Annotated in this window: 20 protein-coding genes; 12 read left to right on the top strand and 8 right to left on the bottom strand. The window is 55.4% G+C overall.

What is annotated here, in order from left to right; all coding sequences use genetic code 11:
- Positions 1-79: 79 nt before the first annotated feature.
- Together GRI35_RS00275 and GRI35_RS00270 are read left to right on the top strand one after the other, a co-directional pair.
- On the top strand, positions 80-598 hold the full coding sequence (locus GRI35_RS00275; protein WP_160612171.1) for an ECF-type sigma factor: 519 nt from the start codon (positions 80-82) through the stop codon (positions 596-598).
- A gap of 1 nt (position 599) precedes the next feature.
- The gene (locus tag GRI35_RS00270) at positions 600-2,936 is read left to right on the top strand and encodes a serine/threonine-protein kinase (protein ID WP_160612170.1); all 2,337 of its coding nucleotides are present in this window, start codon (positions 600-602) and stop codon (positions 2,934-2,936) included.
- A gap of 546 nt (positions 2,937-3,482) precedes the next feature.
- Here the strand turns inward: GRI35_RS00270 and GRI35_RS00265 are convergent.
- The 3 genes from GRI35_RS00265 to GRI35_RS00255 all read right to left on the bottom strand — a co-directional run bounded on the left by GRI35_RS00265 (position 3,483) and on the right by GRI35_RS00255 (position 6,142).
- Positions 3,483-3,629, bottom strand: coding sequence for a hypothetical protein (locus tag GRI35_RS00265; protein ID WP_160612169.1), 147 nt, complete (start codon positions 3,627-3,629; stop codon positions 3,483-3,485).
- A 157-nt stretch (positions 3,630-3,786) separates the two neighbouring features.
- Positions 3,787-4,923, bottom strand: coding sequence for an acyl-CoA dehydrogenase family protein (locus GRI35_RS00260; protein ID WP_160612168.1), 1,137 nt, complete (start codon positions 4,921-4,923; stop codon positions 3,787-3,789).
- Between the two features lie 22 nt (positions 4,924-4,945).
- Positions 4,946-6,142, bottom strand: coding sequence for an acyl-CoA dehydrogenase family protein (locus tag GRI35_RS00255; protein ID WP_160612167.1), 1,197 nt, complete (start codon positions 6,140-6,142; stop codon positions 4,946-4,948).
- Positions 6,143-6,265: 123 nt separating this feature from the next.
- On the opposite strand from GRI35_RS00255, the gene GRI35_RS00250 reads away from it, so the two are divergent.
- Positions 6,266-7,534: a pyridoxal phosphate-dependent decarboxylase family protein gene (locus GRI35_RS00250; protein ID WP_235900078.1), complete on the top strand. Its 1,269-nt coding sequence runs from the start codon at positions 6,266-6,268 to the stop codon at positions 7,532-7,534.
- On the opposite strand, the gene GRI35_RS00245 is transcribed toward GRI35_RS00250, so the two are convergent.
- From GRI35_RS00245 to GRI35_RS00225, 5 genes are read right to left on the bottom strand one after another with little or no spacing between them, the layout of a single operon-like run.
- Entirely contained in the window at positions 7,531-8,145 is a 615-nt protein-coding gene (locus GRI35_RS00245; protein ID WP_160612166.1) for a nucleotidyltransferase family protein, read from the bottom strand. The genes GRI35_RS00250 and GRI35_RS00245 overlap by 4 nt on opposite strands.
- Positions 8,132-9,082 (bottom strand): XdhC family protein, encoded by a 951-nt coding sequence (locus GRI35_RS00240; RefSeq protein ID WP_160612165.1) that lies wholly within the window; start codon positions 9,080-9,082, stop codon positions 8,132-8,134. The genes GRI35_RS00245 and GRI35_RS00240 overlap by 14 nt, the downstream gene beginning before the upstream one ends.
- A 12-nt stretch (positions 9,083-9,094) precedes the next feature.
- Positions 9,095-9,544 carry a c-type cytochrome gene (locus GRI35_RS00235; protein ID WP_160612164.1) on the bottom strand — a complete coding sequence of 150 codons (450 nt, stop codon included), beginning with the start codon at positions 9,542-9,544 and terminating at the stop codon, positions 9,095-9,097.
- Positions 9,545-9,562: 18 nt separating this feature from the next.
- A complete protein-coding gene (locus tag GRI35_RS00230; RefSeq protein ID WP_160612163.1) occupies positions 9,563-11,827 on the bottom strand; it encodes a xanthine dehydrogenase family protein molybdopterin-binding subunit in 2,265 nt (754 codons plus the stop codon).
- A complete protein-coding gene (locus GRI35_RS00225) occupies positions 11,824-12,321 on the bottom strand; it encodes a (2Fe-2S)-binding protein (protein ID WP_160612162.1) in 498 nt (165 codons plus the stop codon). Before GRI35_RS00225 ends, GRI35_RS00230 begins: the two co-directional genes overlap by 4 nt.
- 491 nt (positions 12,322-12,812) lie before the next feature.
- On the opposite strand from GRI35_RS00225, the gene GRI35_RS00220 reads away from it, so the two are divergent.
- From GRI35_RS00220 to GRI35_RS00180, 9 genes are all read left to right on the top strand, one after another.
- A complete protein-coding gene (locus tag GRI35_RS00220) occupies positions 12,813-15,524 on the top strand; it encodes a TonB-dependent receptor (RefSeq protein ID WP_160612161.1) in 2,712 nt (903 codons plus the stop codon).
- 71 nt (positions 15,525-15,595) lie between these two features.
- Positions 15,596-16,498, top strand: a complete 903-nt coding sequence (locus tag GRI35_RS00215; protein WP_160612160.1) for a glycoside hydrolase family 16 protein — start codon at positions 15,596-15,598, stop codon at positions 16,496-16,498.
- A gap of 1 nt (position 16,499) precedes the next feature.
- Entirely contained in the window at positions 16,500-17,555 is a 1,056-nt protein-coding gene (locus tag GRI35_RS00210; RefSeq protein ID WP_160612159.1) for a LacI family DNA-binding transcriptional regulator, read from the top strand.
- Positions 17,556-17,561: 6 nt separating this feature from the next.
- Positions 17,562-18,761 (top strand): MFS transporter, encoded by a 1,200-nt coding sequence (locus GRI35_RS00205; RefSeq protein WP_160612158.1) that lies wholly within the window; start codon positions 17,562-17,564, stop codon positions 18,759-18,761.
- A gap of 98 nt (positions 18,762-18,859) precedes the next feature.
- Positions 18,860-21,244 (top strand): glycoside hydrolase family 3 protein, encoded by a 2,385-nt coding sequence (locus tag GRI35_RS00200; protein ID WP_160612157.1) that lies wholly within the window; start codon positions 18,860-18,862, stop codon positions 21,242-21,244.
- Between the two features lie 112 nt (positions 21,245-21,356).
- Entirely contained in the window at positions 21,357-22,652 is a 1,296-nt protein-coding gene (locus GRI35_RS00195; RefSeq protein WP_160612156.1) for a sugar MFS transporter, read from the top strand.
- 175 nt (positions 22,653-22,827) lie between these two features.
- Positions 22,828-24,441: a toll/interleukin-1 receptor domain-containing protein gene (locus GRI35_RS00190; protein WP_160612155.1), complete on the top strand. Its 1,614-nt coding sequence runs from the start codon at positions 22,828-22,830 to the stop codon at positions 24,439-24,441.
- Complete coding sequence (locus GRI35_RS00185; protein ID WP_160612154.1) at positions 24,434-25,186, top strand: hypothetical protein; 753 nt, start codon at positions 24,434-24,436, stop codon at positions 25,184-25,186. The genes GRI35_RS00190 and GRI35_RS00185 overlap by 8 nt, the downstream gene beginning before the upstream one ends.
- Complete coding sequence (locus GRI35_RS00180) at positions 25,187-26,560, top strand: tetratricopeptide repeat-containing protein (protein WP_160612153.1); 1,374 nt, start codon at positions 25,187-25,189, stop codon at positions 26,558-26,560.
- Position 26,561: the final 1 nt, after the last annotated feature.

The raw sequence follows: 26,561 nt of genomic DNA, 5'->3' as shown, positions 1-26,561 counted from the left end.
ACCTGTTGGAAAAAACCCAGATCCGGGGCTACTCTCGAAAAGTTTCGAATCGGGAGGCCCCTTGGATCACCGCGCGCTCATGGCTGAGTGGCAATCCGGCAATGCAGGTGCCGGAGACTCCGTTATTCGCGATATCCACCGCGAATTGGAGGCTATCGCTGTGGCAAAACTGTCTCAAGAGTCGCGCTCCTCGCTTTCGACCGGTGATTTGATCAACGAGGCGATGATCCGCCTCTCTCGCTTGAAACGGATGGAATTCGATAGCCGCGCGCATATCTTGGCGCTGGCTTCGCGCATCATGCGGCAAATTCTGGTTGATCAGGCGCGCCGCCGTAACGCCGATAAGCGCTATCACACGCAGGTCACGCTGCAGACGAATATCGCCGAATGGCAGATGCCAATCGAACTGCTGGCTTTAGATTTGCATCTGGGGGAATTACGCGAAATTGATTCGCAGCGAGCTGATATTGTCGAAATGCGCTTTTTTGGCGGAATGTCGCTGACTGATATTTCGACCGTCCTCGACATCTCGGTCGCTACCGTAAAACGCAGATGGCAAGCCTCGCGTATTTGGCTTCATGACAGGCTCCAGCACTAGCATGGAGCGCAAACACGCGGAGATCGAGCGGGAGGCGCTTGCGGCTGTTGAAGATGCTTTAGAACATCCTTCAGATGCGCGCAGCAGTTTCGTTCTCAAACACGAAAAGCTAAGCGATCCAGCGAAAGCGCGCGCAATCGCTTTGCTTGACGCCGGAATGTCTGGTGGTGGACTGATGACCGGCGGGGCAAGTGCTTGCGACGATGAAGATGAATATCCGGATCGGATAGGCGGATACCGCGTGCTGCGACTTATCGGTCGCGGCGGTATGGGCAATGTCTACCTCGCCGAGCGCGCGACTGACGATTTTGATCTGGTCGTCGCTATCAAGCTTATCAAACGGCGGCTGATTACCAAAGATTTGATCGAACGCTTCCGGCGCGAACGACAGATTCTCGCTGATCTCAACCATCCGAATATTGCGCGTTTGTTTGACGGCGGCGAGACCGAAGATGGCGTACCCTATTTCGTGATGGAATACATAGATGGGCCGCCGCTGGATCGCTGGCTTAAACATGTTAACCCGCCGCTTGAAAACCGGATTGCGATTTTCGAGCAGATTTGCAATGCGGTTGAGACGGCGCATCAGCGGTTGGTTGTTCACCGTGACCTCACTCCTCCCAATATCCTGGTCGCTGATGCCGATACTGTGAAGCTGATCGATTTCGGGATTGCGCGTCCCAATGATCGGCCGGAGACATTGTCGACTGGATCGGCTTGGACCCCCGGTTTTGCTCCGCCTGAGCAGAAAGATAGCGGAGAGGCGACAACGCTGTCCGACGTGTACGGTTTGGGTAAGCTTTTGGGTTTGCTGATCGGCGGTGGTGCCCCAGCCGAACTGACAGCGATTGCGAGCAAAGCAGCGTCGCAGGATGTGGAAAACCGCTACCCGTCAGTCTCGGCTCTATACGAGGATATCCAGAACTATCGCGGCTTCAAACCCGTAACCGCGATGCGAGCCGGGCCGACATATCTGTTCAAGAAATTTGCTCAACGACAGAGGCTTGCAGCAGCAGCAGGGACAATTGTGGCCGCTGCGATCTTAATGACACTCATTATTGTGACTCAGGCCTACCGCGAGACCGAGCGCGCCCGCGCCGAGGCGGAAGCAAGTCTGGCGGATACACGAGCGCTCGCAGGCACCATGATGTTTGATGTTTTTGACGAGGTCAGCAACCGGCCCGGCAACTCTCGGGCCCGGCTTATGCTGGCGCAGAACGCCCAAAGCCATCTCGAGGCACTCGCCGCTGATCCCGACGCCTCGTATGAGTCTCGGCTTGCTGCAGGGCGAGGCTTCTTCCGCCTCGCCGCTGCGACTGGCACCGTGGGGACTGGCAATCTTGGCGAGATGACCGAAGGACTGGCGCTGTACGAACGATCAGCGGACATTTTGGAAAAACTATACGCAGAGTATCCAAATGATGAAGTTCGCTTGGCTCTCGCGCGGACACATGTCAGCCTTACCCGAGATAAGTCGCTAGCCTATGTAAATTTTGAGCAGTCCCGTGAGCATGGAGAGTATGCGCGTGATCTCTTGCTCAGGATCGAAAATCCGTCTCCGGCAGTGATTGCCGAGCTGGGAATGGTCAGTCGTGAATTGGGTGGCGTCCTAGGCTGCTGTTTGGGCAAACTTAAAGAGGGCCATGAGGCAATTGAGGAAGGTTTGTTGCTAATCAAGTCTGCCCCAAGTGAATACCGAGAGGATCCTGCCGTACGCAGGGCATTCAATGATCTACTCAATCTTCGCGCCGGATATCAAATTGTGTTCGATGGTGATGGGGCGAGTATCGAGTTATTCTCACAAGCTCTGCGGAACCAGCGCCAACTGGCCAATGAGACAAACTTGCCAGCGGATCACCGGCTTGAAGCAACAATAGCGACAAATTTGGCCCGAACACTTTTACGGATGGGCCGACCAACAGAAGCGGATCAAGTTATCGCTCCTATATATTTAGAGGCGCTTTCGGCTTATCGCACCGATCCGGCGGACAACGATCTTCAGCGTCGTCTGGCGGTTATCAGCATTGCCAGAGCCTATGCCGCCGCGCAAAAAAGCCAGCGGAACCAGGCGGAGGACTATGTAGAAGAAGGCTTGCGCCTCGCGCGATCAAGCGAAAAACCGAGCGGTGCCCAGGCCAAGCCGTCACTGAATTTCGCCCACCGGCTGCAAGAGGCTTCAGAAGCGTATTGGGCCAACAACCAGATTGGGAAGTCATGCGAACTGATGCGTCAGTCCACTGCGCTTTACCGCCAATATGCAGAGCAATACCAGCTTCCCTTCACATCGCTGCGGTACCGTGTGAAACCAATGGAAGAAAAGATGAAGAACTGTTCCTGACGTGGTCTTACAAATCCTGCGGCTGCAGAATTATTGCCGGACCAAAATTGGTATAATCAGTTTCAAACGGTGAACGGAAATGGTTGAGCCCCGCCACCGCTAACAGCGATGACGCGGCCTTGTTTCGAGCTAATTTGCGCGAGAAGCAGTGCACTCGCGCTATGGGCGGTGCCGATCAGAACCCGATGGCAATCCGCGCCGCTACGAATCGTCTTGCGACGCATCGCCGAATATCTTGTCAAAGGATACGCTGATCGAACTGTTATCGGCTATCTTCAATAAACACTCCACCTGAACGAACCCGGCATCTCTCGATTGCTTTGCACCAGCTATAGTGGAGGCCGATCAATCGTAGTTTGCAGAGAGCGTGTCGATGAACGCGTTGAACGCGGCTGAGTGGATCGCGGCCGCTTCGCCAAATTCCGACCAACCGCCAACGCCAAGGGTCACTTCGCCGAGGTCCGCTCAAAGATGCGCCACACATTGAAAGTCTCGAACATTCCGGAACCGAGATTGCTGGTAGTGGAGCCAGCACGCTGATCCAGATCAATACCGTTTCCACGTAGCGGCCAGCAAGGCCGATGGTACTGCCGTCAACGATACATCCGCGCCGACCCACAGACCGAAGTCGTCACTTGGCAGAGCTGCTGGATTTGCCTCGCCATCACTGCGCACACCCAACGCATCGCCCATATGCTACCAACGTGTTTTAAGTCATGAAATCCAGCACCGCTTTGCAAATGAGACGATTGCATTCGGTCATGACCGTGCGCACTGTCGGGCGAATTTCGCCCGACAGTTGATCAAATGCACCGCGTGCGGCGGGGACTAAACCCACCTGGCTGTTCTTTTAATCGCTTGCGAGAGCGATGTGGCGTTTCATGTGATGATCGACATTGCCAAATTCGGCATCGAAGATTGTCAGGCGTTTGAAATAATGACCAATCGCCAGTTCGTCGGTCATGCCCATGCCGCCATGGATCTGGATGGCTTCCTGGCCGATATGATGTGCAGCCTGACCGATACGGACCTTGGCTGCTGACACAGCACTCTTCCGCTCTTTATCTGACTCGCCAAGCTTCAGCGTCGCGAGATAGGCCATCGATACCGATTGCTCATATTCGACGAACATGTCGACCATGCGGTGTTGCAGCACTTGGAATTTGCCAATGGGCGTTCCAAATTGCTTGCGCTGACGCGAATATTCGACAGTCATTTCCTGCGCGCTTTTCATGGCTCCGCAAGCTTCGGCGCATTGGGCCGCAATCGCTTCATCGACGACCAATTCGATCAAGGGCAGCGCCTTGCCATCTTCGCCGATCAAAGCATCCGCGCCAACCGATACGTTCTCGAAATAAATATCAGACGCGCGGCGGCCATCGACCGTTGGATAGTCGCGAGTCACGACACCGTCCGCATTCTTGTCGACGACAAATACCGAGATGCCGTCATGGTCGCGCCGCTCGCCTGATGTCCGCGCAGTGACGATCAGATGCGAAGCCCAGGGCGCTGCAATTACCACGGCTTTGTGGCCATTCAGCACATATCCGTCGCCATCCTTCTTCGCGGTTGTCTCGAGATCGGCGAGGTCATAGCGACCGCGGGGTTCGGCATAGGCAAAGGCGTAGACGCGGCTGCCATCAACGATGCCGCCAATATGCTCTTCTTTCTGCTCTGCAGAACCCGCATGTTTGAAGAAACCGCCTGCGCAAACCACCGTCGGCACGTAAGGCTCGACAACCAAGCCGCGACCGAATACTTCCATAACAACGAGCGAATCGATCGCACCGCCGCCAAAGCCGCCGTCCTCCTCGGAGAAGGGCATGCCCAGCAGGCCCATCTCCGCGATCTGTGCCCATAATTCAGGGCGCCAACCACTATCGCTTTCGATCACGCTGCGGCGGGTGTCAAAGTCGTAACTTTCACGCACCAGCCGTGTCAGGCCATCGCGCACCATCGTTTGTTCTTCGGTGAAGTTAAAATCCATTATTGTCTCTCCGGTGCGGTGCTTACAGGCCCAAAATCATCTTGCTGATGATATTGCGTTGGATCTCGTTGGAGCCGCCATAAATCGATGTTTTGCGCATATTGAAATAGGATGCTGCTGCGTGCTGCGCATAGTCTGGCCCAATCGGATATTCGTTTGATCCGGTATCGGACAGGTCGCGATAATATGGGGTGCCGTAATGGCCAACAGCTTCCAGTGTTAGCTCGGTCAAGCGTTGTTGAATCTCGGTTCCCTTGATCTTCAGGATTGAGCTTTCGGGTCCGGGGCCGCGCCCGGCCTCTTCACCAGCCAGCGTGCGCAGCTCTGTGATTTCCAGCGCTGCCAGATCGATATCAAGCTGGCTGACTTTGCGAGCGAAGTCGAAATCCTGCATCAACGGCTTGCCATCAAGCAATTCCTTGTCCGCAATTTCGCGGAGCTGCTCGACCGCGCGCTTAGACCGCGCAACACCTGCAATACCGGAGCGTTCGTGAGCAAGCAGGAACTTGGCATAGGTCCAGCCCTTGTTCTCCTCGCCCACCAGATTTTCAACCGGCACTCGGACATCGGTCAGCCAAGTCTCGTTGACCTCGTAACCGCCATCAATCAGCTTGATCGGGCGGACTTCGATGCCCGGTGACTTCATGTCGACCAGGATGAAGCTGATGCCCTCTTGCGGCTTGGCAGCATCGGGATCGGTACGGCACAGGAAGAAACCCCAATCGGCATGCTGTGCCAAAGTGGTCCAGGTCTTCTGGCCGTTGATCACATAGTGATCGCCGTCGCGCACTGCGGTTGTTTTCAGTGAGGCGAGGTCGGAACCAGCACCAGGTTCGCTATAGCCCTGACACCACCACACATCGCCGCTGCGAATGCCGGGCAAGTGTTGTTGTTTCTGCGCCTCGTTACCGAATGTATAGATCACCGGGCCGACCATCGACACGCCAAACGGGAGCGGCATAATCGCATTCACTCGGGCGTTTTCCTCAGACCAGATATAGCGCTGCGTCGGTGTCCAGCCAGTGCCGCCATATTCGGGAGGCCATGCCGGTACTGACCAACCCTTTTCGCCCAACACTTTATGCCATGCGACCATATCTTCTGGCGACAAATCATCTCGCAAGCCTTCCGCAGAGACATTCTTGGGATAGTTGTCTTCGATGAAAGTGCGCACTTCGTTGCGAAATGCAGTCTCTTCGGGGCTGAAATCCAGATTCATAACGGGGCTCTCCTAAGGCGTTTGAAACGCTACTTACACGTCTGTCAGGAAGAAAAAAGAGGGCTGATCCGATATGCAGCGTGGTCCATTTGCACTAGCTTGATGGACGAGACTGTGCAGTGAATGAGCAAGTCCGCCGAGGGAGAGTTTCGCATGAAAATGCCATCAACTGGCAAAAGCTGGGAAGACGTAAGGGAAATCCTGATCGAGCGCGGGTTGGGCGATGCCAAGTGGCGCGATGGGAAGACTGCGGTTTATGTGTTCAACGCTGGACCCGAAGTCGCCGAAGTCCAGCACCACGCATATTCGCTTTACATGTCTGAAAACGGTTTAGGGCCGATTGCATTTCCTTCACTCGCGCAGATGGAGCGGGAGGTGATCGAGATGGCTTTATCGATTCTCCACGGTCCGGAAGGTGCGACAGGGGCAATGACTTCGGGCGGTACCGACAGCATTACCATGGCGATCAAGACGGCGCGTGATTATGCGCGGGCTACAAAATCGCTCTCGGGCACTGCGAATATTGTGCTTCCACAATCTGCGCATCCGGCGTTCGATAAGGCAGCGCATTTGATGGATATTGAAGTGCGCCGGATCGCGCTAAAGGAGGATGGTAGCTACGAGGCTGATCCAGCGGCGATGGGCGATGCCTGCGATACGCAAACGATCATGATGGTCGGCTCTGCACCCAATTTCCCGCATGGAGTTATTGATCCGATCGAAGATCTGGGGGAAGTCGCTGCTTCCAAGGATGTGTGGCTCCATACCGATGCGTGTGTCGGCGGTTACTTTGCACCGTTCGCGCGAATGAATGGTGTATCGGTGCCGCCATTTGATTTCGAAGTAACTGCGGTGCACTCGATCAGCGCAGATCTGCACAAATACGGCTACGCTGCGAAAGGGGCATCGACTGTGCTGTTTCGCTCAGAGGAACTATACAGGCATATGCCATTCAACATGCGCGAATGGAGCGGTGCACCGATGCTGACCCCGACATTGGCGGGCACACGGCCCGGCGGAGCGATTTCAGCAGCATGGGCGGTAATGAATGTGCTGGGCGTTGAGGGCTATCGCGAAAAGCAAGGGTTGGTTTGCACAGCGCGTGAGCGTGCTGAAGCAGGCATTAAGGCGCTGGGTTTTGAAGTGCTCGGTAATCCGGTGCTGGGTCTGATCGCGTTCCGCCATCCCGGGCATGACAATTTCGCGATCTACAGCGAGATGTACCGCAAAGGTTGGTTCACTTCGATCACGACACAGCCGCCGAGTCTTCATCTGATGCTTTCACCCAAACATGCCGAAGTGATTGACGATTATATTGCTGACCTCGGCGAATGTGCGGAGATCGTCGCTGCCGGCGAGCAGGGTGCGAAAGTAGAAGCGCGTTACAGTTAATCGCTACGGAAGCCAGCTCCGGCGTTGGCCTTGCGGAGTTGCTCGGGCGTATCGATATCTGCGAGAAGGTCAGGATTGATCAAGACTCTTGTCGCGGATGACAGCATATTTCTCGCTCCCGTGTTCCCATCGAACTCAGCGAGCTTTGCAAAGAGCGTTTTATCAAACAGCGCAGGCGGCGAAACAGTTGTACCTCCGTAAGATGCAATGATCGCAGCACCATCATTTGATTGGAAGGTATCGATCAGGCGCTCGAAGTGATCTACCGGAACGAATGGCATATCGGCGAGGCAGACCAGTAACGCATCGGCTGAAAAGTCCATTGCGACGTGTGCCGCCATTGCAACGGATGTCCCGAGACCTTGAGAGGCATTCTTATTCACAGCCACGCCATAGCCAAAAGACGACCACTCATCAGCGCAAGGATGATCGCCTGCGGATGTGATTACCATCCGGCTTGTTACGTTCAAGGAAGCAAGCGTGGCAGCTACATGTACACCCAGCATCCGGCCATTGAGCAGTTGGACCAGCTTGTCTGCTTCCCCGAACCGCCGTGATTGACCAGCGGCCAATATGGCGAGGCAGATATTCGGATTGCTAGCCCTCGGCATTTTTGAAGTCTTGCCGGTGATACGCTTCAATCACTTGGCCCAGCGTCGATAGTGCTAGCGTATCTGGATCGCGGGATGAGTGGAAGAGACCTATGGGCGCGTGAATTGCATCAATCGCCTGATCACTACGCCCCAGCTCTCGAAGTGCTTTGATCCGGAATGCATGCGCCTTGCGCCCTCCCATCGCGCCAAGATAGAAATGCGGCTGCTGCATTGCATGTGCCATCAAAGCGATTTCCCAATCGTGATCATGGAACAGGAAAATGAATGCAGTCCATGGGTCGGCTGTTATCGGCATAGTATCGGCTGGTGTGGCCAATCGCATTGTCGTCGCTTCGTTATCATCGAGGCTTTCGAGCAATTCTTCATCTGGTGAGAATACTTCAACGGTCAGGTCCATCTGTCGCGCAAGTTTGGCGAGCGATAAGACCGTTGCGCCATGCCCGATGATCGTCAGCTTGGGCTCGGGTTGGTGGCCGATGTAAGAGACGCGTTCCTCTGCGCGATGTTCTGTTGCGCGCCATTTGGTCGAGAAACTCGCTTCATTTGAGTCGAGATCAAACCTTAGTGAGAACGGTTTTCGAGCATCAATTGCCGTCAAGCACCTAGCTACCAGATTGGTGTCTTCGAGAGGTAGGAAATGGATATCCAGCCCGCCTCCGCATGGCAGTTTGATGTCAATATAACGCGATCCTGCACCGAAGCGGACCGTCCGGGCTCTTGCCTCGCCAAGAGCCTCAAGCGCTTCGGCGACGACAGCATTTTCGATACAACCGCCAGAGAGCGAGCCGATAAAGGTGCCATCTTCGGACACGCCCATATGCGTGCCGGGGCCGCGCATCGACGAACCCTCGACGGCGATCACGGTAACCAGAACTGCCGCTTGACCAGACGCCAGTCGATTGCTCAGAAACGCAAATACGCGCCGGTTATCCAACGCGCTGCATCCTTATTCGGTGAGCGAGACGAGATAAGCGGCAATCGCGCTGCGTCTCTCGGGATCGGTTACCGCGCCCGTAACCATCGTGGTTCCGGGGACTTTCTCAGCGGGATTGGCCAAAAAGGCTTCGAGCTGTTCTGCGTTCCAAGTGAAGTCCGCACCGGTCATTGCATCTGAGTAGGCAAAGTCAGCGAGTGTCCCGGCTTGGCGGCCAACGATACCAAACAAGTTCGGTCCGGCTCCTGAAGGTTCGCCTTGCTCGACTGCGTGGCACGCCACACACGCGGCGAATGCTTTGCGGCCTGTTGTTACGAGGTCATCACCATCTGAGGTTTCAACCGCAGGAACAGTTTCACCTGGTGTGCGAACTATGATTTGTTCGACAGGTTCCGGGGATTCAGAACTGCAAGCAGAGAGCCCGAGCGTAGCGATTATCGTGATTAGAGCTAAACGTTTCATCGTCGGTATCCCACTCGATCAAGCAAAGTGTTTGGCGATAGGCAACTCGCGGATGCGTTGCCCGTTTGCTGCAAAAATTGCGTTGGTCACCGCTGCCGCTGCTGGTGGAAGTCCGGGTTCGCCGGCGCCGCCGAGATTGTCGGGCGCTCCGTTGATGATTTGCACTGCGATCTCGGGCGCATCATCCATCCGCATCATGTGATAATCGTGGAAGTTGCTTTGCTCGACTGCGCCGTTCTTGATGGTGATTTCGTCATAGAGTGCAGCGGTCAGGCCATATACAATGCCGCTTTCCATCTGCGCGGTAAGTCCATCAGGGTTCATCGCGAAGCCTGCATCGACGCAGCAATACATTTTTACGACGCGCGGCTTGTCGTCGGTCATGTCGACTTCAGCCACTTCGGCAACGATTGAGCCGAATGAGCGCGCGATTGCAATCCCGCGACCGTGTCCTTCGGGCAATTCGCTGCCCCAGTCGGCCATTTCTGCAGCTCCATTGAGCACTGCCAAATGGCGTGGTGAATTCGCCAGCAGTTCGCGGCGGAATTCGACGGGGTCTTTGCCGGCTTCATGCGCCAGTTCATCGACGAAGCTTTCTACGAAGAAGCCATGCTGGCTGTGTGCGACTGAACGCCAAGCGCCAAGACGCAGTGGAGGCTCAACCTCTGCGCCGCGAATGGCGACATTCGGAATGTCGTAGAATTCCACCAGCGGTGCCTCGGCTGGTTCGTCATCGGTACAGTGGATGTTGTTCCAACTGACCAGCTTGCCATTCTCCTCAAGACCGCCGGAGAAGCGGCTAATATCGGCGGGCCGGTAGAAGTCCTGAGCGGTGTCTTCTTCGCGCGACCAGATCATCTTGATTGGATAGCCTGTGGCTTTTGCCAAGCGCGCTGCCTGATTGGCATATTCCGGAGTCAGACGGCGTCCGAAACCGCCGCCAAGGAAAACGGTGTGCATGGTGACATCATCGGCACTAACGCCCGCACCCTCTGCCGCACCGTCGCGCGACATCAGCGGGACTTGCGTACCCGTCCAGATATCGCATTTGCCATCGCGCACCCAAGCAGTGCAGTTCATCGGTTCCATCGTGGCGTGGGCGAGGAACGGTACCCGGTATTCGGCTTCCACCGTCTTCGCAGCGTTTATTAAAGCATCTGCTGCATCGCCGTAATTTGCCTTGCTTTTGCCTCCACTGTCACCGGCTTCGTCAAGCGCGGCAGTGTAGTTCGCGAACATTTGCTCGCTGTCGAGATGGTCGATCTCGGTTTTGGTGTAGGTGGTTTCGATAGTGTTGAGCGCCTGCTGCGCCTGCCAGTAACTGTCCGCCACAACCGCAACGAAATCCCCCATATTGAGGATTTGCAGAACGCCGCCCATGCGTTTCGCATTCGATGCGTCCATTGACGCAACGCTTGAACCGACAACGGGAGGAGCCTTGACCGCCGCATAGCGGAGGTCCTCACCGTCGGGACCGCCATCAACCCCGAAGATGGCGGTGCCATCCACTTTCGAAGGGATATCTTTGCGCGGCGCGGCTGTGCCCATCAGTTTGTATTCGTCTGCCGTCTTGATGCGCGGCGCGCGTGGCAAATCTTGCTCTGCGGCTGCCGCCGCGAGGCTCGCATAGGTCGCCGTCTTGCCGGAACTCGCATGCGTCAACATCCCATCAGAAGTCGCGATTTCACCTGTAGGTACGCCCCATTCACTCGCCGCTGCGGCGATAAGCATTTCACGCGCGGCAGCACCTGCGATTCTCATCCCGTTCTGGCCGGTTGACCGGACGGATGAACTGCCGCCCGTGATATAGGCGCTTGCCAGTTTTGCGACTTGCGTGAACAGGCCGTCATAAGTTGGCTCCATGAAACCGACTTGATTGGGTTTATCGGGCAGCGTGCCGGGGCCGACAAACATCCGCGCAGCGTGCTGTGACACGTAATTGCCATCCGCTGGGGCATCCATCACCCTGACATTGTCCCAGCTTACATCCATTTCGTCAGCGAGCATTTGCGCGATGGTCGAGTTAGCACCTTGTCCCATTTCGCAATGCGGCACGATTGCGGTCACAATATTGTCAGCATTGATCTTGACCCAGCTATTGACCAAGGCTTCATCTTGGCCCGGCGCGACTATCGGCTTGAGTTTACCAACCGGATTTCCCGTTCGGACCGCGACGCCGATAACCAATGCGCCGCCAGCCAATACACCAGCGCCAATAACGCCGCGCCGCGTCCATTTGGCGGCTCTGCTGCGCTGAGGCTTGGTTTCTGTGGTTTCGTTCATGCCGAGACCTCCTCGGCACTGTCCATGCGAGTAGTGGTTTCTATGCCAGCAGCGACTTTGATGGCCTTGCGTATACGGCCATACATTCCGCAGCGGCAGATGTTGCCGCTCATATAGGCTTTGATCTGTTCATCGGTCGGGCGCGGTGTTTCGCGTAGCAGGGCGGTGGCAGACATGATCTGGCCGGACTGGCAATATCCGCATTGCGGCACTTGCTCGCTGATCCAGGCTTGCTGGACTTTGGACAGCGTCCCATCGGGATCGGCGATGCCTTCGATGGTCGTCACCTCTTTACCCTCAGCGGCAGATATCGGGGTTGAACAGCTACGGATCGGCTCACCATCCAGATGCATAGTGCAAGCACCGCATTGCGCGATGCCGCAGCCGAATTTGGTGCCAGTCATGCCGAGCCGCTCGCGCACCGCCCACAGGAGCGGCATTGCGGGATCAACGTCGATCTCCTCAGCGTTGCCGTTGATGCTGATTGTGACCATTGTTGCACACCTTTCCCACCGCGACCAATCGTCACAACGTTTCTTGTTGCAACCTAACGCAGTTTTGCGGAGAGGCAAAGGTTGGTGTTCTGGCAGGTCGCAGCTAGCGTGTTTGTTCTCCCGCCCAGTGGATGTAGCTATCGTGCAACAGTCGGAGCCGAAGCCGCACTCACTAATCGGTGATCTGGATAAGTTTGACGCAAAAAAACGCCGCCCACAGTTCGGCTTTGCAGTTTTGAATTTGCTGCGATTGGACGGCGTTTACGTTATTTAAGAGCGTGTTGCTCGAAAGCCGATGTCCGTATCTCGATCAGAAAGATCCTTCTGATAAACACTTGAGAGCGTCAAATTGTGAACGTTCATTTTCTAGCTTGTGAACGCTCACAATTTGACGTAACTAAACTGTCAAATTCGATTTAAGTCGATTCTAACGACATCCTTGGGAGGGTAATTTGTCACACCAAAACTCTGATAAAAACCGTAAGATCGCCATGCGTAAGATCGCGTTTGGTACTGCTTCTTCAATTGCCATGGTCATGGTTATGGGCGCGCCAGCATACGCGCAGAGCACGGATGAGCCAGAAGCTGAGGAATCTCCCGCTGCGACAGAAGATGTCATTGTCGTTACCGCAGAACGCCGCGAACAGTCGCTGCAGGATTATGCCGGTACAGCAGCGGTTTTCAAAGGTGATGATCTGCGCGCGCGGGGAATTCAGGACATCACCGATTTCAACGACGAACTGCCGGGCCTGACTGTCGCCAATAACGGCGGCAACGTAGAAATCTGGATCCGCGGCGTTGGCTCTTCGAACAACACCGAACTGGGCGATCCAGCGGCTGCGTTCCACTATGACGGTGTATATGTACCGCGCCCATCGGGCATCGGTTCGGCATTCTTCGATATCGAGCGCGTCGAGGTAAATGTCGGCCCGCAAGGTACGCTGCGCGGTCGGAACGCTCTGGCAGGTTCGGTCAACGCGATTTCATGGAAGCCGGGCCTCGGCGTTTGGGACGCCAATCTCGAAGTCGGCTATGGCAATTACGATCACAAAGAATTCCGGGGCATGATCAACGTGCCGGTGGGTGACAACGCCGCGTTCCGCGTCTCCGGCATGTATCTCGGTCACGACAGCTACTACAACAATGTCGGCCCGATCCAGAATGTCGATGTTGCTGAGCAGGAAGACAACAAGGCCATCCGCGCGCAGTTTCTTTGGGAACCGACCGAGCGCCTTTCGATCCTGCTTGCAGGTGACTACATTCATGAAGAAGGCACCGGGTACACAGGCACCAACTATGCCGGCCCGCTCGGCAATGGAATTCTGCCAGAAGAAATCGAAGATCCGCGCGATGTGATTGGCAATGCCTTCACACCTATTCTGGACACCAAGCATTACGGCCTGCGTGCAACGATCACCTATGAGGCCGACCCGTTCACGGTCGAGTTCACCAGCAGCTATCGTGATCTTGTTTACAACTACGACGCAAACGCGCCTCTGACCCCCTTCTACCCAGGCGTTATCGGAGACCTTTCTTCGCGCGGTGAGGAACCGAACACAATAATCGACGATATCATCCTGCAGGAAAACCTCGATAATTTCTCGCGTTTCCAGTTCATCACAGACTCCGAGAGCTACTATAACGAGCTGCGCATCTTTAATAACGAAGGACCATTCATCTGGTCGCTGGGGGGTATGTATTTCAAAGAGAACCAGTACGCATTTCTCGCTTCGACCGGCGACCGTGGACTGTTTTTCCAAGGAATCGAATTCAACAATCCCGATGTGAACGCGGAAAGCTGGTCGATCTACGGTGACGCGACGTTCGAGATCAATGATCGTTTTCGTATCACCGGCGGTCTTCGCTGGACCGACGATCAGAAGAGCCGTCGGGGTGTCGCGGCTCGCTATGGACTTGCGCTAGGTGATGGCAACTTCAATTGCTGTATGGGTGTTCGTTACGGAACGGAAGGTTTCGAGTTTGCGGGCAGGGATCGCACTATCTTTGATCCGGATACTAACGGCGATGGTAATGTCAGCAATGAAGAAATCTTCGCTTTCCAGTTGAATGGCGTCCGTCAATTTGGTCTTCGAGACAATCTAGACGACATCCTGAACTTTGGCCCACTAGAGGGCCATTTCGACGATGTTCCAGGGGCAGTCGAATGTCTAGATACTGTCAGCTTTGATGGCTTGGTCTGCGACGGGTTCGCCAACACGTCGCAGTTTACCTATGCCGTTCCGTTCCGTGATCAGATATTCCTTCAGGATGGTGAGATCAAAGATGATTTTATCGATTGGCGCCTGCGTCTCGAATACGACATCACGCCTGACAACCTCGTCTACGCGCTGGTTGCAAGCGGTCACAAATCGGGCACGTTTAACGACAATCTCGGATCCAACGGTTTCTTCCCGACGACCGAAACCGAGAACGTCATTCTTTACGAATTCGGCACAAAGAACGAGTTTTGGATTGGCGACGTGAAGGCAAAGCTGAATGGCTCGGCTTTCTACAATGACTATCAGGACCAAGCCTTCAGCGCCCTCCTTTCCGTCGAGACGATTGCAGATTTCGAGCTTGAGCAGGGCGAAGTTGTCGACATTGGCGACGATGTGTCGCTGGCGCTGATCGTTGGGTACACTTTCAATGCCGCAGACTCGGAAATCTATGGCCTGAATGTCGAAGGCGGTCTTGAGCTGCCGGCGAACCTCAATTGGGACTTCAACCTTCTGTGGCTCGAAGCGAAGATCAAAGACAGTCAGGAAATTCCGGACGGTCGTTTCCAGCCCGATGTCGAGGCAGTGCCGTTCCGCAATATTGCGGGCAAACGTCTGCCTCGCACGCCGCGCTGGCAACTGAACACCTCGCTTTCGCAGAACATCGACGTTTCGTCCGGTTCGATCGACTGGGTGATTTCCGCCGGCTATCGTTCGGACACTTTCCAGACGATCTTCAACTCCGAAGATTATGAGCAGCCCAACAATCCGCGTCTGCGCCTTAACGACGTGGTCAAGGGGTACTGGACCTTCGATCTAGGCGCTGGCTACAGCCACGGCGATGACGGCAAGTTCCGCTTTGAAGTCTATGCCAACAACGTCACCAACAAGCAGAAAGAATCTGCTATCATCATCACGCAGTTCGACAATACGCGCTTCTTCACGCGGCCCCGTACATACGGTGCTCGGATGCGCGTTAACTTCTAGCGGAGGGGCGAGGGCGGCGGAGCAATCTGCCGCCCTTTTACTTTCTGGATATTGAACCATAAGGTTCTGACATGACTTTGTTCTCTTTCATTGCCGCGGCGGCAGCGGCAACTCAGTTGGTTCACGCTGAAGCGAGCCAAACCGCACAGACCACGGCGGTCGGATCGCCACAACACAATACACCAGCACGCGAACCGCATCGCCCGCCCCAAGGCTACGAACTGGTGTTTGCTGATGAGTTCGATTCCGGGTCGATGCCTGATCCCGAAAAGTGGGGTTATGATACTCATCGCAACACGGTCGGCTGGTACAATAACGAATTGCAGTATTACGCCAGTGCCCGACCCGAGAATGTGCGGCTTGAAAACGGAAATCTGGTTCTGGAAGCGCGCAAGGAAGTGCTTGATCGGGGCGCATTTCCCGATTGGGGCGAGCAGGAATACACCTCCACCCGGCTGTTCACCCAAGGCAAAGCTGCCTGGACGTATGGCTTCTACGAAATTCGCGCGAAACTGCCCTGCGGTCGCGGAACGTGGCCGGCGATCTGGATGCTCCCCGAAGATCCCGATGTCGTATGGCCCAATGGCGGCGAGATCGATATCATGGAGCATGTCGGTTTCGAACCTGGAGTGATACACAATTCAGTGCATACCAAAGCGTTCAATTGGGGGCGGGGTACCCAGCGCACAGCTAGTTTCAGGGCTGACAGCGTGTGCGGCCAGTTCCATCGTTATCAATTGCTATGGACGCCCAAGATTTTGCTGTTCGGTTTCGACGACCAGCCGAAGTTTCTGTTCGAGAAAAAAAGCAGCGGTAATGCGCGCTGGCCATTTGACAAAAACATGCATTTGCTTCTGAACATAGCAATTGGTGGCGACTGGGGTGGCCGCAAAGGCATCGACAATGACGCCTTGCCAGCCCGCATGGAAATTGATCACGTTCGGGTGTATCAGTTGAAGTCTAAGGACGAGTAAAATGGTACGTCGGCGACAAGCCGTCACAATCAAACATGTAGCTGCTGATGCAGGGGTTTCCTTGCAAACGGTTAGTCGTGTTATCAACAAGGAGCCTAATGTCCGCCCGCAAATGCAAGAGCGGGTGCAGGCTTCGATCGACAAGCTCGGTTATGTTCCATCGCGGGCCGCGCAGCGGATGAGCGGGTCGCGCTCTTACCTGATCCTTGCGCTAAACGATCGTGAGCGGACGATTGCCGATTGGCGTGCGCGGCAGGGTAGCGACTGGGTTGACCAGATGTTGCTCGGCGGAATGCTCAAATGCGCCGAGTATGGCTACCGGATGATGTTCGAACTGGTCGATACGCATAATGATCATGTCGAGCGCGAACTTAGCGCGGCGATCACTGCGCTGCAGCCCGATGGGGTTATCCTGACTCCGCCGCACTCGGACAATCCGCTGATCGTCAATCTGCTCGATAAGCATAATATTCCTTTCGCCCGCATCGGATCAGCCGGATGGGCGGTGGGTATTCCGCTGACGATGGGCGATGAGCAGGCCGGCAAGGATGCCACGCAGCATCTGATCGATTTAGGACATGAGAAAGTCGCCTTCATATCCGGACCCGACGAATATATTTTGAGCAGTTGGCGTAGGGCTGGCTGGCAGTGTGCGATGGGGAATGCTGGCCTGGCTATTGATGGTCTTATTGCGAACGGGGATTTCAGTTTTGAGTCAGGGCGGATTGCGGCAGAACAATTGCTGGGCAAGACTGATCGCCCAACTGCTATTCTGGCAAGCAATGACCAAATGGCCATGGCCTGCCTGGAGGTTGCTCGCGAAAAAGGGCTGGTTGTTCCTGACGACCTTTCCGTTGTCAGTTTCGACAATACACCGATCGTCGCATTAACCGATCCACCTCTGACCGCAGTGGATCAGCCGATTGCCGAGACCACGTCGCGAGCTGTTGAACTGATCATTGCCGCGAAGAACGGTAATCGGACACCGGATGGTCCAATCATTGTACCTGCTGGTTTCGTTGAGCGCGGATCGACTGCCGCACCTCCGCGCGGCTAGGCATCTGTGACAGACGAGCACCGCCAGTCCGGGCAAACCGCGCGGTTTCTGTTGCTTTATGCTCTGGCGGCAGCGGGCGGTTCTATTGCCTATGTTCCATTCCTGACCATTGTCATGCCATCGCGGATCAGTGAACTCGCCGGTCCGACTGACGTTATTTGGGTGGCTTATGCTTCATTCGCTGGAGCAATTTTGGCAAGCGGCGCCAATATCCTGTTCGGTTGGCTGAGCGATTTGGTCCGGAATCGGCGTATCTGGGTATGGTGCGGACTGGTGTCATCAAGTGCGATTTTGATCAGTTTTCCGTTGGTCGAAACACTTACCGCGCTCATTGGCTTTGTGATTCTTTGGCAGATCGCACTTAATATGATGCTCAGCCCGCTCGCGGCCTGGGCTGGAGATGCAGTACCTGACAACCAGAAGGGGGTTCTGGGCGGGTTGCTCGCTTTTGCACCAGCATTGGGTGCAGTGTCGGGCGCAATAATCACCATACCCGGCTGGGCCGACTTCTCAGATCGGCTCTGGTTAATCGCGATCATGGTCGCGGCCTGCATTCTGCCTGTCTTGCTGTTCGGTAAACCGGCACGTTTCCATGAGTTGGAGCAACCGTCAGATCAGGCAGAAGCGGCGCCAGCCGACCCGCGCAAATCACGCAAAGTTGTGGTCCGGATGTGGCTCTCGCGCCTGTTGATCCAGATATGTGAGGCGGCTTTATTCGCTTATATTCTGTTCTGGTTCCGCTCGGTCGACCAGGGTTTGGGTGATGATGACACAGCGCAGATTCTGTCGGTAGTTATCATTACAGCCATTCCTATTGCGCTGCTCGCGGGCAAATGGGCAGATCGCCGCAACCGGCCGATCACGCCCTTATCGGTCTGCGCCGCGGTTTCCAGCCTCGGGTTAATTTTGATGGCGACCGCATCATCTCCGATTGCGGCGATCGCAAGCTATGCCGTGTTCGGCATCGCATCGTCGGTATTCCTGTCGCTGCATACCAGCCAGACGTTGCGCGTTTTGCCCAAGCCAGAAAATCGTGGGCGGGATCTGGGTTTCTTCAATCTGACCAACACCGCGCCCTCGCTGATTATGCCGTGGCTGGTGCTCAGCCTCGTTCCTCTATTTGGTTTCCCTGCGCTGCTTGCGGCACTGGCATGCTTTGCTGTGGTGGCCTCACTCCTGCTGTGGCGCGTTGGTCAAGCACGCTAACACGCTAGCGACATTTTTCGTATTTTCTACGCTTGCATTTGAGCCCTCAGGCTGTATCAATTGAGAACGTTCACATTTAGGGGTGGGGTTGATCGATCATGCGGCGTATTCTCGGAGCAGTTGCCAGCGCAGCGCTATTGGCTGGTTGTAGCCAATATCAAGGCGGGGTGCAGAGCGCTGTCGCCACACCGGCTGCAGCAGAACCTGCAACTGAAGCCAGCGAAGTGCAGCTCAAGGCAATCCTTGCTGCGATGAGTCTCGAGCGCAAGGTCGCTCAGTTGATTCAGCCGCAAATCAATTCCTTCACTGCCGACGATATGCGCAAATATCGGTTTGGCAGCTATCTCAATGGTGGTAATGGCGGCCCCTATGGTGACGAGTTTGCGCCAGCATCCGAATGGCTGAAACTGGCCGATGAAATGTGGGCTGCATCAACCGCGCCGCTTCCGGGGGGAGAGCCTGCCATCCCGACGATGTGGGGCACCGATGCTGTACACGGTCACACCAATGTTAAGCAGGCGACGATCTTCCCGCACAATATTGGTCTTGGTGCAGCTGGTGATGCCGATCTGGTACGCCGGATTGGTGCCGCGACTGCGATTGAAATTGAAGTAACCGGGATCGACTGGAACTTCTCACCCACAGTTGCGGTGGCACGTGATGATCGTTGGGGCCGGACTTATGAAAGCTATTCCGAAAATCCAGAACTGGTCGCCGAATTGGGTGCCGCTCTGGTCGAAGGGTTGCAAGGTACTAAGGGTGCAGGAGACTATCTTGGAAAAGGCCGTGTTGTTGCGACCGCCAAGCACTTTTTCGGCGATGGCGGAACTGACCAGGGCGTCGACCAAGGTGATGTGAATGGCGATATCGATCAACTGAAGTCGATCCACGTTGTGCCTTATCCGGCGACAATCTCTGCCGGTGTCGAGACGATCATGGCAAGTTTCAACTCGATCAACGGCACAAAAATGCACGGCAACAAAGCCCTGCTGACGGGCGTGCTGCGCGACGAGCTAGGTTTCGAGGGACTCGTGGTCGGTGACTGGAATGCGCACGGTCAGATCAAGGGTTGCACCACTGCCGATTGCCCGCAGGCGCTGCTCGCAGGTCTGGACATCTACATGGTTCCCGACGACTGGAAAGGTTTGCACACCAATCTGATCAAGCAGGTTCAGGATGGCACGATCCCGATGGCGCGTCTGGATGAAGCGGTGATGCGGGTGCTGAAAGTGAAGCAGCATGCTGGCCTGATCGGCCCAAATGCAGCGAAGCCTTCGGAGCGTCCGAATGCCGGCGATTACTCTCTGCTCGGCGCGAAAGCCCATCGCGACATTTCGCGTGAAGCTGTAGCCAAGTCGCAAGTGATCCTGAAAAACAACGGCGTTCTCCCGATAAAAGATGGCGCTTTGATCCTGGTGGCTGGCAAAGGCGCGGACAGCATCGCGCAGGCTGCTGGTGGTTGGACGCTGACATGGCAAGGCGGCGATGAGCTGACCAATGACTATTTTCCGGATGCGACATCGATCTGGGCGGGTTTGGAAGCTGCGGCACTAGAAACTGGCGGCAATGCCACGCTCTCTTCTGATGGATCCTATTCGGTGAAACCCGATGTTGCGATAGTGGTATTTGGTGAAGAACCCTACGCAGAGTTTGTCGGCGACCAAAAGACTCTGGTCTTCTCGGACGAAGAAGGTCTTGAACTCCTGCGCAAGTTTGAGGCCGACGGTGTTCCCGCCGTTGCACTGTTCTTGTCGGGACGTCCGATGTGGATGAACCGAGAGATCAACGCCGCTGATGCGTTTGTCGCTTCATGGCTTCCGGGCAGTGAAGGAGCAGGTATCGCCGATGTGCTTTATGGCAAGCGCGAGGCTACTGGGCGTCTGTCCTTTAGTTGGCCATCCGATTGCGGCGGCGCGCCGCTCAACGGCGAAGGCGGGCTGTTTAATGTTGGTTACGGCCGCACACTCGGCGACACTGCGCCAATGGCAAAAATTGACGAAACATGCGGCTATCTGAACGAAGCGAAATCAGCGACATGGTATGATCTGGGGCGCTTGGCGTCCGGCATCACGGCCAGCGCTGGAGGCATCGAACTTGCAAATCTGCGCGGTGAAGCGGGCGGCATTGTTGCAGCCGGCTTCGATTATCAGCGTCAGGAAGATGCGCGCGACATCACATTCGGTCCGAAGGCAAAGCTGACCTTTGCCCAACAGGGCGATGGCAGCGGCGATTACCGCATTCTCTATAATCTCGAGGCTCAACCTGCAGGCACGGTGGCCTTGACGGTGGGCAATACAGCGATTGATGTGACCGCCCAGTTGCGTCTCAGCGCTGGCAAGGGCTGGAGGGAAATGATCATCACCGAAGATTGCGCAAAGCAGCTTGGTAACTCGTTCTCAATCTATAGCGAAGCACCGATGTCGATCAAGATTGCCAGAATTGCACGGCAGGATATGCCTGAGGGCGCGCAGTGCTCTTTCTGAGCACGAATACGTATAAGCGATGGACTGGCGGACGAACCCCACCATCGCATAGATTAATGAGATCGGGCGCGACTGAAAAGTGGTATCGTCCGGCAAGTAGAGGGATAATCTGATGGCATTGGCACCTGATGTAGGGACGAGCACCGATCCAAATCCGATTGAGGGTGACGGACAAAGCATTGATGCTCCAGGCCTCAACTACTTTGTCTTCGGGCTGTTCTTTATCTTTGGCGGTATCACATCGCTGAATGATGTAATTATTCCTAAGCTGAAAGAACTCTTCACACTCAGCTGGACTGAAGCGATGCTGGTGCAATTCTGCTTCTTCGCTGCTTATGCGATAATCGGAATTCCGGGTGCGAAGCTGGTAAAGAAACTGGGCTATATGCGCGGCGCCGTCGCTGGTCTTGTGACTATGATGGTTGGCTGTCTGCTGTTTATCCCGGCGAGCCAGACCGCGACATATGGAGTGTTTCTCTTTGCGCTGTTTGTCCTCGCAAGTGGCGTGGTGATCGTACAGGTAGTCGCAAATCCACTTATCAGTCTGCTCGGTCCGGTGAAAACCACGCATAGCCGCCTGACTTTTGCGCAGGCGTTTAACTCTCTGGGGACAACAATCTTCCCGATTGTTGGTGCTGCGATCATCCTCGGTAGCCTTGCTACCGTCACCGCCGACCAGCTCTCTGGCATAGAACTGCAGCAATATCGTCAGGCCGGAAGCGAAGCGATCTGGCAGGGCTATCTTGGCCTTGCCGTAATGATCGGTATCGTCGCCTTGGTCGTGTGGATGTTCCGCAACCGTTTGAAAGGCGAAAAACACGAGGCCTCGGAAGGACTCGCGGGTTTTGATCTGCTCAAGCGCAGCCGCTTCGGTTTCGGCGCACTTTGCATCTTTCTGTATGTCGGCGGCGAAGTCGCAATCGGTTCTGTCATCATCAACTATCTTTCGGAAGCGCGCGTGCTGGGTCAGCCGGAAAGCGTCATTGGTTGGATGATTGGCCTGTATTGGGGCGGCGCTATGCTCGGGCGTTTCATCGGCTCGTATTTCTTGCGCATTTTCAGCCCGGGCAAGATTCTTGCATTCAATGCTGCAGGAGCAATCTTGTTGATCATCCTCTCGATATCAACGTCCGGTAACCTGGCGGCTTATTCGCTGCTCGCGGTTGGCTTAATGAACTCGATCATGTTCCCAACGATCTTCTCGCTCGCATGCGAGAAGCTTGGGCCGCGTGCGGCAGACGGCTCGGGCATTATCAACGTTGCGATTTGTGGCGGTGCGATTGTTCCGCTGTTCTATGGTGTGGTCGCAGATGCGACCGGAGGTAACCTCGCGGCAGCAATGATTATCCCGATTATCTGCTATGCAGTGATCGCATGCTTCGGGTTGTTCGCGCGTAAGCCAGCGTGATCGCAAATGGCCAAATAGCATTGGCCACTCGTCGGTTCTGTTTGAGTGCCGTTGCGCCATAAGAATCGAATGCCGGCACTTCTCACGGCCACTTGGAGAAGTGCTGGCATTCTGTCTGCTAGTAAAATCCAAGTTCCCTGCTAGTCTTTGATTTGGGCAAAGGCAGGGGGACGCTTTGGCTGACAGCGATGCGACGGATCACACTTTAGAAAGCCGGTTCAAGGCGTTCGTGAGCTACAGCCATGCCGACAAGGCGGCTGCACGAAAGCTGCACCGGAAGTTAGAGACGTACCGCCTACCAAAATATTTGCGCGAGCTTGAAGGCTCCACCATTAACGAAAGGCCGACTGGGGAACGCATCGGGCCGATCTTTCGCGACCGGGAGGATCTGCCGGCTGCAGAAGATCTGTCCGAAAGCGTCAAGAAGGCACTGTCAGTTTCAGAGGCTTTGATTGTCCTCTGTTCCCCCGATGCCCAGAAATCGCCGTGGGTCGCGCGCGAGATTGAGCTGTTTCGCGAGCTGCATCCGGGTCGCCCCGTACTGGCAGCGATCCTGCGCGGCGAACCGGAAGAAGCTTTTCCCGAGCCGCTAAAGCAGGGCCGAGAGCCGCTCGCCGCGGATTTACGCAGAGAAGGTGACGGTCCGCGTCTTGGCTTCCTCAAGATAGTCGCTGGCATCGCCGGCGTCCCGCTGGACGCCCTGATCAACCGCGACGCCCAACGCCGCGTCCGCCGCGTGACCGCGATCACGGCCGCCGCTGTCGCTGCAATGGTAGTGATGGCTCTAATGACAACATTCGCACTTCAGGCCCGCAATGAGGCACAGACGCAGCGTGAGGGCGCGGAGGACGTTATCGAATTTATGATGACCGATTTGCGTACGGATTTGCGCGGCGTCGGCCGGTTGGACGTTATGGAGTCGGTCAATAAGCGCGCGATCAGGTTTTACGAAGATCAAGGCGACACTTCGGATCTTCCGGTCGACAGCGCGTTGCGGTGGGCGCGCATTCTCCATGCGCTTGGTGAAGACAAGACGATTACTGCGGTAGGCGAAGGCGTCGATTTCGAGGCTGCTGGCGCGCTATTCGAACAAGCTAATGGCGTTACCCAGCAACTCCTTGAAGATAGTCCAGACGACCCGGCTCGCGTGTACACCCATGCACAAAGCCAATTTTGGCTCGGATATGATGCCTATCTGCAGAAGAATTATGAGGCGACCGCCAAATACTGGATCGAATATGATCGACTGGCGACGAAGTTACGAGACTTAGGTTCTAACGATTATAATGGCTTACGCGAGATGGGGTTTGCACAGGGCAACCTTTGCACACTCGCGCTTGAGGACGCTGATGCCCTCAGCGGAAGGGCGGTGGATTTCTGCGCTCGGTCTTTGGACTACATGCAAGGTGTTTGGCAAACTAACCGAGATAAGCCAAGTAAGCTGGATTTGGTCAATCGGCTAAGCTGGTACAGTCGGGCGCTTGAGTTGGACGAAGACGCCGATGACTCTCCAGAAATGTATTATCGGGCGCTACAGATTACCGATGAGTTATTGGAGGCTGATCCCGATAATCGCGACTATCAAGAAGTGTGGCTGACGCTGCAAACTGCCGCTGCAAAAACCGATCTATCTGCTGGGAAACTGGTCGCTGCCAGCCAGCGCCTCAATCTTGCACGTGATAAAATTGTCGAACTCGTTGAAGCAGACCAAAGCAACAGCCGGTGGCGAGCCAGGATGCTTGAGATCGAGCAAATTTCGAAAGCAATGGAAGGGAAAACTAATGACTGATGAGATCAAGATATATGAGTCAGACGATCTGAAGTTTGATGAAAAGTCCACGATAGAAATTAAGGCTATTGAAAACGCTGGGCTGGATCAGCCTGATCATGACATAATTTGCGTATTTGATCTAGACATCAGCTTTTCGGGTAAGAAGCTTCGAATTGCATTAGGCGAAGAAGGTGTGGGCGGTAAAAACCACAAGATTGGTATCTACCGGCGAACATATGAAGGATCACAGAATACTTTGCCGAAAGCCATCCAAGATATTCAATCAGGACAGCCTGATAAGGACCGTTTCTCCACCATGGAAACAAAAAAACTGAATCCGAGGAATCCAACTAGGGCGTCAACCGACATGTCGTTCAACCCTAATGAAGACTGCTTTATTATGTATAGGCTTGACCCTAAGTCTAACCTCCGATTCTCCATTGATCACAACGCTCTGTCTGAGGGAGCGCATGGCTACGATAAACTCTTTACTCATGTCCAGAGGATCAGCGAGGATGGTAAGGTCTGGCAAAATGAACCAGAGTTCAGAGTGACGTCTGGGCTAATGTCCAATGCCAATGCGGTAATTGTAGCGTGCAATAAATCTCGTGTGACAATGCCTCAACAAGGAGAGCCAGATATTCTCGCGCGGCTGAATCTGCATATTGACGTAATCGGCTCCGGTCACAGCAAAAGCGATTCCTACATTCCCATCATAATTGACCCCGACGTTCGTTTTCCGGGCGGGAATGGCGGAGGCTAAATGACTTCACTTAGCCTACGAATCCTACGCCTTGCCCGTTCCGGTTCTCTGGAGCGGGCATGGTCGTTGATGGAGCAGCATAGCTTGCTTGACTCCGACACCGACCAGCGTGCGCTGACGTTGCAGGCGCGGTTGGTGAAGGATCGGGCGAAGCGGGCTGATGGCGCAGAGCGGGCGCGGTTGTTTGCTGAGTCCGCTGCGATTTATGCCAAAGCGGGGGCGCTCGACAATGGCAGTTATCCGCTGATCAATGCGGCTTCATTGTCGCTGCTTGCCGGGCAGAAAGCGCAGTCGGAGAAGTTGGCGCGCGATGTGCTCACGGCACTTGATGCCAATCCTGATGAGGCGGAGACACCCTATTGGCTCGGCGCGACGCGGGCAGAAGCGCTGTTGTTGCTGGGGCAGGAGCCCGAGGCTCGTGCAGCGCTGCGTAAGGCCGTGACCAAGCAGCCTGCGGCATGGGAGGATCACGCTGCGACGATTGGTCAGTTCGAACTGTTGTGCCGCGAACTCGATTGCGATGCCGAATGGCTCGATCAATTGCGGCCACCATCGGCCGTACGCTTTTCGGGCATCATGAATGTCGAGCAATCGGATGCCGCGGTTGAAAAGCAGATCGACGATTGGCTGGAGCGCGAGAATGTCGGCTTCGGCTACGGAGCGCTCGCCGCAGGATCGGATATCTGGATTGCCGAGGCATTGCTAAGGCGCGGAGCTGAGCTGCATGTTGTTCTCCCATGCGACCGCGCGACCTTCCGGCAGATTTCGGTGAGTGCGATCGATCCGGCTTGGGAAGCGCGCTTCGAGGTCATGATGGAGCAGGCGGAAACCGCCGAATGTTTGGACTACGCACCGGCACCGGATGCTGCGGCGGTAGAGCGGGGTGACCAGGTGGCACTCGGCCTCGCTATCCATCGAGCAACCCAATTGCGCACGACGGCGAAGCGATTGCGGATCGTCGGCCAGACTGACACTCTGACCGAAGCAGAAGTTTCCGGCGTCGCGTTACTCAAGGCCAGGCGCCGGAGGCAACCTGTTTCCCGGCAAGCCACAACCGGTACTCAGTCGTGCGCTATTTTCGTCACGAAGGACGGTTTGCAGAGTTTCGACAGTCTTACTGACGCATGGGATAATACTCGCAAGCAGGGCGGGACTTGCGTGGTTGATTGGATAGTGACTGATAGAACGGATGAACTCCCGCCTAAAGTCATTGACCGCTTATCAGCGATGCTCGATTGCGCCGAAGCGGATCAATGCCTTGCAACCCACGCCGCCAGTTTTGGCTTGCTCGGAGATGGCACGGATATGCGCGTCGAGAGTGCGGGAGAGATGCGTTGGACGGGCGGGCGAACGCCAATTTTCGCACTGATCTGAT

This window comes from Pontixanthobacter aestiaquae, from assembly GCF_009827455.1.
Lineage (GTDB): Bacteria > Pseudomonadota > Alphaproteobacteria > Sphingomonadales > Sphingomonadaceae > Pontixanthobacter > Pontixanthobacter aestiaquae.
The sequence above is the reverse complement of the archived record's forward strand: the minus strand, read 5'-3'. Positions and strand labels throughout refer to the sequence as shown.

Bases quoted from the DNA above. Each gene is read 5' to 3' on its own strand.
- GRI35_RS00275 (WP_160612171.1), top strand. From the start codon at position 80: ATGGCTGAGTGGCAATCCGGCAATGCAGGTGCCGGAGACTCCGTTATT.
- GRI35_RS00270 (WP_160612170.1), top strand. From the start codon at position 600: ATGGAGCGCAAACACGCGGAGATCGAGCGGGAGGCGCTTGCGGCTGTT.
- GRI35_RS00265 (WP_160612169.1), bottom strand. From the start codon at position 3,629: ATGGGCGATGCGTTGGGTGTGCGCAGTGATGGCGAGGCAAATCCAGCA.
- GRI35_RS00260 (WP_160612168.1), bottom strand. From the start codon at position 4,923: ATGGATTTTAACTTCACCGAAGAACAAACGATGGTGCGCGATGGCCTG.
- GRI35_RS00255 (WP_160612167.1), bottom strand. From the start codon at position 6,142: ATGAATCTGGATTTCAGCCCCGAAGAGACTGCATTTCGCAACGAAGTG.
- GRI35_RS00250 (WP_235900078.1), top strand. From the start codon at position 6,266: ATGAGCAAGTCCGCCGAGGGAGAGTTTCGCATGAAAATGCCATCAACT.
- GRI35_RS00245 (WP_160612166.1), bottom strand. From the start codon at position 8,145: ATGCCGAGGGCTAGCAATCCGAATATCTGCCTCGCCATATTGGCCGCT.
- GRI35_RS00235 (WP_160612164.1), bottom strand. From the start codon at position 9,544: ATGAAACGTTTAGCTCTAATCACGATAATCGCTACGCTCGGGCTCTCT.
- GRI35_RS00230 (WP_160612163.1), bottom strand. From the start codon at position 11,827: ATGAACGAAACCACAGAAACCAAGCCTCAGCGCAGCAGAGCCGCCAAA.
- GRI35_RS00225 (WP_160612162.1), bottom strand. From the start codon at position 12,321: ATGGTCACAATCAGCATCAACGGCAACGCTGAGGAGATCGACGTTGAT.
- GRI35_RS00220 (WP_160612161.1), top strand. From the start codon at position 12,813: ATGCGTAAGATCGCGTTTGGTACTGCTTCTTCAATTGCCATGGTCATG.
- GRI35_RS00215 (WP_160612160.1), top strand. From the start codon at position 15,596: ATGACTTTGTTCTCTTTCATTGCCGCGGCGGCAGCGGCAACTCAGTTG.
- GRI35_RS00210 (WP_160612159.1), top strand. From the start codon at position 16,500: ATGGTACGTCGGCGACAAGCCGTCACAATCAAACATGTAGCTGCTGAT.
- GRI35_RS00200 (WP_160612157.1), top strand. From the start codon at position 18,860: ATGCGGCGTATTCTCGGAGCAGTTGCCAGCGCAGCGCTATTGGCTGGT.
- GRI35_RS00195 (WP_160612156.1), top strand. From the start codon at position 21,357: ATGGCATTGGCACCTGATGTAGGGACGAGCACCGATCCAAATCCGATT.
- GRI35_RS00185 (WP_160612154.1), top strand. From the start codon at position 24,434: ATGACTGATGAGATCAAGATATATGAGTCAGACGATCTGAAGTTTGAT.
- GRI35_RS00180 (WP_160612153.1), top strand. From the start codon at position 25,187: ATGACTTCACTTAGCCTACGAATCCTACGCCTTGCCCGTTCCGGTTCT.